The following is a 6,884-nucleotide window of genomic DNA, read 5'->3' on the forward strand; positions in this document are numbered from 1 at the left end:
CAGCTTGCGTACGGCATTAACAACCACTGCGGCGGGGCAAGCCATGCAGGCATTAACGGTGGCAATTCGCCTTGCGCGTTCGCGGTCGCAGGCAATTCGAGCGCGGGTTATGCCAATTTTGACTTTGCTTCGGGCTTTAACGTGCAACGCAGGAACCAATTTACCGGCTCCGGTTACACCGACACCGATCTTAGCCTCTCCAAGGCTTTCGGTGTTCCTCACTGGGAAGGCGCCACCCTCAAGGTGGGTGCGCAGTTCTTTAATGTTCTGAATCACCCGAACTTCGCGCAGCCAGTCAACGATGTTGAAGCGGGAAGTGGCCAAGGCGGTTTTGGCACCATCAATGGAACTGTCAATACCCCTACCTCAATTCTCGGATCGTTCCTCGGTGGCGACGCGTCGCCTCGTCTGATTCAGTTGAAGGCGAGCTTTAACTTCTAATTCAATATCAATCACTAACCCAACAGCGGCGGAGGTCATACCTCCGCCGCTGTTCCTTTTTGTTCCGATGAAAGCAGGAATTCTATTTCGCAGTGCGCATGTCCACTGTAGGATTATCCTGTTTTCCAGCAATTTACTGAGGAGATAGCGTATGCGATTCAAGCTCTTTCTGGCAGCAGGGTCACTGGCTTTCTGCGTGGCCGGTCTTTCGGCCCAATCAACCACCACCATGAACGGATTTATCAGCGACAGCCACTGCGGGGCTGCCCACAGCTCGCCCAGCGCCGACGCGACCAAGTGCGTCAAAAGCTGCATGTCACATGGCTCTGCGCCTGTCCTCGTCAGCGAAGGCAAGGTCTATAAGCTGAAGGGCGAAGAAGATGCCGTCAAGAGTCTGGCCGGGGAGAATGTCACGGTCAAGGGAACCGTAGATGGCGACACCATCACTGTGACCTCGGTGGAAAAATCGTAATCGGCCACATTCCAGATTGTGAGTAGGGAAGGATATGTGCCAGCGGTGGTTGTCATCCTGAGCGCAGCGAAGGATCTGTTTTCTTAATCTGGCCAATCGCACTGAGGAGTGTGCTGTCGCACGCTCGTATTGTTTTAATAGTAGCTGTGCGATGAGAAGAAGACCGGGTCCATCCACTTCAATTCGTTTTAGCGCTCAGAATGACAGCATTTCTCGTTCCCCCAGCTCACGCTTTCTTGCGTGACTTCCTCGCTTTACGTTTTCGCTTCTTCGCTTCCTCTTTCGAATACATCGTTCGGCGGCAATTCACCGCTCCGCAGTTGCAGAGCGCCTCATCGTCATCGCCATCATAGAGACAGTAATCGTAGGTCAGCTCTTCGCCTGCATCGATGTTGCGGATGGCGGTGATCCACACGCGTCCGCGAATTTCGCTGCTCTCGCAGTTCGGGTCGCAGGAATGGTTGATGAACATGGCCGTGCCGTGGCCATCGATAACGACTGAGCCGTCCCCGATCCCGAACAGGTAAGTCGTAGGCGAGTTCTGGTACTTTTCGTCGGCTTCTTCTTTACTGATGCGCGGCCCGGTGTACTCGACAACGCGCGTGCCTTTCTTGATTGGGGCAGTCGTATAGCAGCCGGCTGCATGGATGGCAGAGGAACGGATAATCAGGCTCATGGCAAGGGTTCGAGCCGAGTATAGCGCAATTTATGGATGATCCCATGTCTCAAAAGCGGGACATGGGCATCCACTTCAATGCTGAAATGTTTTCCGCGCCAGCGCAAGGAACGTCTCTTCCAGCTCCGTCAATGTCTCCATGCGGTAGGCGAGTTCCAGATGGCTGAAGACTTTCGCGGTCCGCAGCCGGAGGCAGCGCACTTCGTCGTTAGCGATTTTCTCGACGCAGGCGGGAGCGATGGTGACACCCAGTCCGGCGCCCACCAGCCGGAGGATGGTCAGCCAATGCGGGGCTTCCTGCACGATTCTTGGGCGGAAGCCGCCCTGCTGGCACAGACGCTGCGTCTTCTCCCAGGCCAGATTTCCGACATCCGGCGAGAAAAGCACGAACGGCTCAGCGCGCAGTTCGTCGATGCGGATCGAAGTCTTTGAAGCCAATGGATGCTGCGCGGAGACGACCGCAATGTAAGGCTCAGGTAGCAGAATCTCGGTGTGCAATGACTCTTCATTTCCGGCGTCGCGCGTGAAGCCGATGTCCACCGTGCCGTTGCGCAAGGCACTCACCAGCGAAGCCGTGTAGAACTCGCGCAACCGCAGTTCGACTTCCGGAAAGCGCGTGCGGTACTGGCTCAACATGCGCGGCAGGACGGTTAGCATAGCCGATGCAATGAAGCCAACTGTGAGTGTTCCTACTTCGCCGCGTCCGATGCGGCGCGTGCTGTGCACATCTTCAGCGACTTTGCGCAGGGTCTGCTGCGCGCGTTTCAGCAGCTCTTCGCCCGCCGCTGTAAGCCGCACGTTGCGCGAAGTACGCAGCAGCAACGGGTGTCCCACAGCCTCTTCCAGCTTGCGAATCTGCTGCGAAAGCGGCGGTTGGGCGATGTGCAGACGCTGTGCCGCGCGGCCGAAGTGCAGCTCTTCGGCTACGGCGACAAAGTAGCGAAGGTGACGCAGCTCAATGTCAGCAATATCCATAGAGTCTGGATACAGATTAACAATATATTGGACATCTTATTCAAAATGACGCTAGATAACAATTAAGGAGGGATTGAATGCAGGCCCTTATGCAAATTACCTTCCGCCAGTTTCTGCTCGGTGATGGCAAGGCGTTTCGCACGCTGAACGAGCAGTGGATCACTAAGTATTTCGGTCTTGAGGAAAAGGACCGGCTTATACTGAACGATCCGGAGAAGTACATCCTTGGTCCCGGCGGGCACATTTATTTCGCGATGCTCGACGAGAAGATAGTCGGATGTTGCGCGCTGATCGCCAATGGGTCACGGTCGTTCGAGGTGGCCAAGATGGCAGTGGACGAATCGCATCGCAATCTTGGCATTGGCAAGGCAATGCTCGCCCACATCATTGAAGCGGCCCGGGCACTGGGCGCGCGCAGGCTCACGCTTGAAACTAACAGCAAGCTGATGAATGCGATTCACGTCTATGAATCGCTTGGGTTCAGGCATATGGATCCCTCGCGGGTGGAGCCGTCGCCATACAGGCGCGCGAACGTGTTCATGGAGCAGCACCTCTAGATTTGTCCCATCCTTTTGCTGTTGTACCGCGTCTACAGTAGAAGGATGAGATTTTGATGCGGCAGATGATTTCAATTCCGGTTCTCGCCCTCGTACTTTACGGTTCAGCGGCATTTGCGCAGCAAAAGCAGCAATCCGATCCCTATGCTTCGCCTCCGCCATCGCCTCAGGCCCCGTCTACGCAGCCGGACAAGAACTGCAGCGGCCAGGCGGTCAAGGGAGACAAAGGTCCATGGAAGACATCCAGCACCTGTCCGCAAAACACCCAGAGCGGCGACAAGCCTGCCCTTCAGCAAACGCCTGATGCGAAAACGCAGCCGAAGAAATCCACTGCTGACGACAATCCTTTTCCTGAGGACATTTCAGAAAAAGCCGCCGCAGACGCCAAGGCTCGCGACGCCGAGGCTGCCAAGCCGGCGCCCGCTGCGGAGACAGGTGAAAGCACCAGCCGCACCAAGGCGCTCGATAGTCTCGACTTAGAAGGTGACCGAGATAACCGTATCGCCAATGGCGCGGGCGGAGTCGTCCACGACCCCAAGCTGGCCGCAGATGATGTTCATGTGGGGCAATTTTATCTGAATCGCGAAGACTACAAGGGAGCTTATGCCCGATTTAAGGAAGCAACCCAGGCCGATCCCGGAAATGCGGACGCTGTTTTCTATCTGGCTGAAACCGCGCGCCGCATGAACCATCGCGATGAGGCCGTCCAGAATTATCAGCTTTATCTCGCTGCCCTGCCCGACGGTCCCAAGGCAAAAGACGCGCGCAAGGCGCTGAAAGAGATGGCTTCGGCGAAGCATTAGACTAACGTTGGGTGCAAGTCCCGGGAGTCAGCCAGCGATGCACGCTGCATTAGAATCTGTTCAGAACTCATACGGCGCGGTGCTTGCTGGATTGAGCGCCTCTGAGGCCCAGATGCACCCTGACAGTGACCCGAACCAGTGGTGCGCCCAGGAATTGATCGAACACCTGATTCTCACCTTTCGCGGAACGGCCGGCGTGCTTGAAGAGCGGCTGCGGAAGGGGCGACCGACAGACGCGCCGCATACTCTCGAGCACGAAGAGCGATGGCGCCGCACGATCATGGTCGGGCGTCTGCCCCTGACCAAATCGCCGGAGCCGGTGCGTCCGGGCAAGTTGCAGATGAGCCTGTTGTCCGGCCCGGAACTCGCTTCATTGTTCAGAGATGCGTTGGAAAAGATGGACGGCCTGCTCGATCAGTGCGCAGAGAAGTTCGGCCCCGGCCCCATGGCTTCGCATTTTGCGTTCGGGCCGCTCTCGGCGGACCAGTGGCGGGAATTTCATACAGTGCACACCCGGCACCATCTGGCGCAGTTGTCGCGTATTGCTGCGAGTGTCAATGACGGAAAAAGTGCGAATACCATTGGATGATAGGGCGGCCCAAAAATAGTGTATAGATCGCAGCAGCACAAAGAAATGCGCCAAACGGCGTTTTGAGAGTGCGCACGCGGGCGCGTTTGTTCAGCACCATCCACAGGACGCCGAGAGCGGCGGCGGCGATCACCCCCAGATAAAGAACCAGCATTGCCTGAACCGGTCCCAGCCATGCGGCAATCATAGCGAGCAATTTGGCGTCGCCCAGGCCCATTCCCTCCTGCCGGCGGATGAGCCAGTAGACTCCGCGGATGATAACGATGAGGAGGGCGGCGATCAGCGCATAGAGTGCCGCCAGCATTGCGCCGCGCCAGCCTCCGCGCAGTCCTGAGTACACAATGCCGAGGGCGATTCCCGGCAGAGTGAAGGCATTTGGCAGGAGCAGGGAATCAGCGTCCATGACCGCCAGACCGAGGAGCAGGAAGCAGAGCACGGCCATACCGGCGCCTTCGACGGTCAGTCCAAAGGTCAGATAGGCCAATAGGAAGAGCGCCGCCGTTGCCAGCTCGACCAGCGGGTACCGCAAGGAGATGCTCCATCCGCAATTACGGCAGCGTCCGCCGAGCAGTATCCAGCTCAGAATCGGTAGATTGTCACGCGCGCGAATGGGTTGGCTGCATGACGGGCAGCGCGAGCCCGGGCGAATGATGGACTGGCCCTTCGGCAGACGCGAGATGCAGACATTGAGAAAGCTGCCGAAGGCGAGCCCGAATAATACCGAGAAGATGGCGACAAGCAGGGTCACTGCCGAAGTATAGAGCCTTTGGCCGCTGTCTGAGCTTTAAGAAAAGACTTGAAGAGGCCAGGAACCCGATCGATGGCTGAGCAGCTCTCAATTGCCACAAAAACCGGGGATCGAGTAGGGAGCGTGTTTCGCGCTAGAGCTCCTCTGGCTCTCGTGCCAGGCTGCACTGGCCTCTGCTGCCTCATCATGCGGTGTTCTTGCGCCGCTGTTCACTCGCCTTCATAACTTCGCTCATGTCTCCGGCTGGGCGAATCTCGAAGATGTTGCCATATGTCAGCGCCGGATGTTGGCCTATAAGCTGTACAGCATGATTCATGTCCCGCGCCTCGAGTATGAGAATGCCGCCGAGTTGTTCCTTGGTTTCCGCATACGGACCGTCGGTGGTTGCCACCTTGCCGTTCTTCCATGACAGGGTCAAGGCGGTTTCCGGACCCTGAAGCGCTTCGCCACCACCCCAGTGCCCGCTGGCGCGAAGATGGTCGTCGTATTCGAAGCATGTGTCGAACATGGCGTTTTGCTCGGCGTCAGTCATGTCATCGAATTTACTTTTGTCGTAGTACCCCAAACAGACGTATTTCATTGTTCTCTCCTCATAGGGGATTGGCGGAACCGGCAGCAAAGCGTTGCGCCGGTTCGTTGTGCGGCCCCCCGCGGACACCGGGGTCCCAGCGAGCGATTTTTGCTTGCTGGGGTGGGGACTGGTCTTCGTCCGTGGGGTGCTTCATCTCGTCGCTACAGCGCGTGGGTTGTTTACTTGCTTTCACCAGGTCCTTGTTCCGGGGCCGGGAAGAAGAGAAGCTCGCGCACCTCGCCCGCTGCATCGCAGGTGATAGCGCCCTTGCGCGCCCACGCGAGCGCCTCGTCCATATTGGCGGCTTCCAGTATCCAGAAACCGCCCATGTGCTCCTTGGTTTCGATGTATGGCCCGTCGGTGACGAGCACCTTGCCATCGGGCTGCTTCCGCACCGTCTTTGCGTTGGCGGCGGGGGAAATTCCGCAGGCGAATTTCCTCACGCCGGCAGCAATCATTTCGCGGTTGAGCGCGTGGATCTCTTCCATCATCGCTTCGGTTACAGTGGACGGGTCGAAGTCGTCGGGGAGATAGTTACAAACCAGATACTGTGGCATCGCTTTTCTCCTTGGTTTCTGTAGTTTGTTTCCGATGACTCGCTTCCTGTTCACCCAGGAACCGTAGCTCATCGTTCTGTCGTCCTATGGTCGTTCGGGAGACGGCAAATCGACAGCCACTCCAATTTTTATTTCAGCTGCCGAGTCCGCTCTTGCAGGAACTGCCACTCCGCTCTCTGCGGGGTCAGCGCCAGACTTTTCTGGTAAGAAGCCCGGGCCTCAGCGGTCCTGCCGAGCCGGCGGTACATATCGGCACGGGCTTAATACGCCAGGCAGGAGTTAGGTCATCGAAGCCCGCGCGGGAGCCGCCTACCCGCAATTGGCATCAGTAAAGTTTGCCCGCCGGAGTTGCTGGCGCGGATCCCATCCCGCTGGGGCCTTCGACCAGGTGCTTGACCAACGCATGCCCTTTTCGATCCATTGCCGTCGCAGCTCATCATGCTTAAGGGTGAAGTCGCTGTACCCGAATTCATTTCCGCAGCTAGGGCAGATGAC

At 57.5% G+C, this 6,884-nt stretch carries 12 protein-coding genes; 5 read left to right on the forward strand and 7 right to left on the reverse strand.

Annotation, left to right across the window (positions count from 1 at the left end; translation table 11 throughout):
* Positions 1 to 441, forward strand: a 441-nt coding sequence (locus VEV40_RS04995) for a hypothetical protein (protein ID WP_324830604.1), incomplete at its 5' end; no start/stop codon positions are given.
* Positions 442 to 592: 151 nt separating this feature from the next.
* Positions 593 to 913, forward strand: a complete 321-nt coding sequence (locus VEV40_RS05000) for a hypothetical protein (protein ID WP_324830605.1) — start codon at positions 593 to 595, stop codon at positions 911 to 913.
* A gap of 226 nt (positions 914 to 1,139) precedes the next feature.
* Here the strand turns inward: VEV40_RS05000 and VEV40_RS05005 are convergent, their stop codons facing one another.
* Both VEV40_RS05005 and VEV40_RS05010 read right to left on the reverse strand, forming a co-directional pair.
* A complete protein-coding gene (locus VEV40_RS05005; protein WP_324830607.1) occupies positions 1,140 to 1,589 on the reverse strand; it encodes an SET domain-containing protein in 450 nt (149 codons plus the stop codon).
* A gap of 75 nt (positions 1,590 to 1,664) precedes the next feature.
* Positions 1,665 to 2,564 (reverse strand): LysR substrate-binding domain-containing protein, encoded by a 900-nt coding sequence (locus VEV40_RS05010; protein ID WP_324830608.1) that lies wholly within the window; start codon positions 2,562 to 2,564, stop codon positions 1,665 to 1,667.
* 77 nt (positions 2,565 to 2,641) lie between these two features.
* Here VEV40_RS05010 and VEV40_RS05015 point away from each other — a divergent pair, with 77 nt between their 5' ends.
* Genes VEV40_RS05015 through VEV40_RS05025 form a run of 3 tightly spaced genes read left to right on the forward strand, consistent with a single transcriptional unit; the run spans position 2,642 to position 4,513 of the window.
* A complete protein-coding gene (locus VEV40_RS05015; protein ID WP_324830609.1) occupies positions 2,642 to 3,121 on the forward strand; it encodes a GNAT family N-acetyltransferase in 480 nt (159 codons plus the stop codon).
* Between the two features lie 56 nt (positions 3,122 to 3,177).
* Positions 3,178 to 3,924, forward strand: coding sequence for a tetratricopeptide repeat protein (locus VEV40_RS05020; RefSeq protein WP_324830610.1), 747 nt, complete (start codon positions 3,178 to 3,180; stop codon positions 3,922 to 3,924).
* 37 nt (positions 3,925 to 3,961) lie between these two features.
* Positions 3,962 to 4,513 carry a DinB family protein gene (locus VEV40_RS05025; protein WP_324830611.1) on the forward strand — a complete coding sequence of 184 codons (552 nt, stop codon included), beginning with the start codon at positions 3,962 to 3,964 and terminating at the stop codon, positions 4,511 to 4,513.
* On the opposite strand, the gene VEV40_RS05030 is transcribed toward VEV40_RS05025, so the two are convergent.
* From VEV40_RS05030 to VEV40_RS05045, 5 genes are all read right to left on the reverse strand, one after another.
* Entirely contained in the window at positions 4,479 to 5,261 is a 783-nt protein-coding gene (locus VEV40_RS05030; RefSeq protein WP_324830613.1) for a prepilin peptidase, read from the reverse strand. The two genes, VEV40_RS05025 and VEV40_RS05030, sit on opposite strands and share 35 nt — an antisense overlap.
* Positions 5,262 to 5,445: 184 nt before the next feature.
* Complete coding sequence (locus tag VEV40_RS05035) at positions 5,446 to 5,841, reverse strand: YciI family protein (RefSeq protein WP_324830615.1); 396 nt, start codon at positions 5,839 to 5,841, stop codon at positions 5,446 to 5,448.
* Positions 5,842 to 6,011: 170 nt separating this feature from the next.
* The gene (locus VEV40_RS05040; RefSeq protein ID WP_324830617.1) at positions 6,012 to 6,389 is read right to left on the reverse strand and encodes a YciI family protein; all 378 of its coding nucleotides are present in this window, start codon (positions 6,387 to 6,389) and stop codon (positions 6,012 to 6,014) included.
* A gap of 128 nt (positions 6,390 to 6,517) precedes the next feature.
* Complete coding sequence (locus VEV40_RS20670; RefSeq protein WP_414637798.1) at positions 6,518 to 6,637, reverse strand: hypothetical protein; 120 nt, start codon at positions 6,635 to 6,637, stop codon at positions 6,518 to 6,520.
* A gap of 61 nt (positions 6,638 to 6,698) precedes the next feature.
* Positions 6,699 to 6,884, reverse strand: a 186-nt coding sequence (locus tag VEV40_RS05045) for a hypothetical protein (protein ID WP_324830619.1), incomplete at its 5' end; no start/stop codon positions are given.

The organism is Alloacidobacterium sp., assembly GCF_035631355.1.
Lineage (GTDB): Bacteria > Acidobacteriota > Terriglobia > Terriglobales > Acidobacteriaceae > Alloacidobacterium.